The organism is Neoroseomonas marina (genome assembly GCF_012927745.1).
In the GTDB taxonomy this organism is placed as follows: domain Bacteria; phylum Pseudomonadota; class Alphaproteobacteria; order Acetobacterales; family Acetobacteraceae; genus Neoroseomonas; species Neoroseomonas marina.
This window is the reverse complement of the sequence record NZ_JABBKX010000024.1, coordinates 1-1,112: the sequence shown is the minus strand read 5'-3', so window position 1 is coordinate 1,112 and position 1,112 is coordinate 1. Positions and strand designations below refer to the sequence as shown.

Here is a 1,112-nt window from a genome sequence, read left to right as displayed (position 1 = left end):
GCCGCCCGCTTGAGGCTGAAGCGGGCCCAGACGTCGGCGAGTGCGGCGACGAGGCGGTCCATGTCGGCATCGGTGTGCACCGGCGAGGGCGTGATCCGCAGCCGCTCCGTCCCCCGCGGCACCGTCGGGTAGTTGATCGGCTGCACGTAGATGCCGTGCTCGTCCAGCAGGATGTCGCTGATCGTCCGGCACAGCACCGGGTCGTAGACCATCACCGGCACGATGTGGCTCGGGTTCGGCAGGTGCGGCACGCCGATCGCATCCAGCCGCCGCCGCAACGTCGCCGCGCGTTCGTGCAGGCCGGCGCGTTCCACCGTGCTGCCCCGCAGATGCCCGATCGCCGCCCGCGCGCCTGCCGCCACCGCCGGCGGCAGCGCCGTCGAGAAGATGAAGCCCGAGGCGAAGGACCGCACGAAGTCCACCATCGCCGCCGAACCCGCGATGTAGCCCCCGATCACTCCGAAGGCCTTGGCCAGCGTCGCCTCGATCACCGTGATCCGCTGCGCGACGCCGTCGCGTTCCGTCACCCCGCCGCCCGTCGGGCCATAGAGGCCGACGGCATGGACCTCGTCGCAATAGGTCATCGCGCCATAGGCATCGGCCACGTCGCAGATGTCGGCGATCGGGGCGATGTCGCCGTCCATGGAATAGACGCTCTCGAAGGCGACCAGCTTCGGCGTCTCGCGCGGCAGCTCCGCCAGCACGCGGCGCAGGTCGGCCACGTCGTTGTGGCGGAACAGACGGCGGTCGGCACGGGAATGGCGCATCCCCTCGATCATCGAGGCGTGGTTCATCTCGTCCGAGACGATGACGCAGCCAGGGATGCGGGAGGCGAGCGTCGACAGCGTCGCCCAGTTGGACATGTAGCCGGAGTTGAACAGCAGGGCGGCTTCGGTGCCGTGCAGGGCGGCGAGGTCGCGTTCGAGCAGGACGTGCTCGTGGTTGGTGCCGGAGATGTTGCGCGTCCCGCCCGCGCCGGCGCCGTAGCGGTCGAGCGCGGCATGCATCGCGGCGAGCACCTTGGGGTGCTGGCCCATGCCGAGATAGTCGTTCGAGCACCAGACGGTGACCTCGCGCGCCGCGCCGGCATCGTGGCGGATCGCGCGCGGGTA

1 protein-coding gene is annotated in these 1,112 nt (G+C 70.6%); it reads right to left on the bottom strand.

Annotated elements, in window-relative coordinates; genetic code table 11:
* Nucleotides 1-1,112 (bottom strand): 5-aminolevulinate synthase (hemA, locus tag GWK16_RS24905; protein WP_170056675.1); only part of this gene is annotated, 1,112 nt, incomplete at both ends.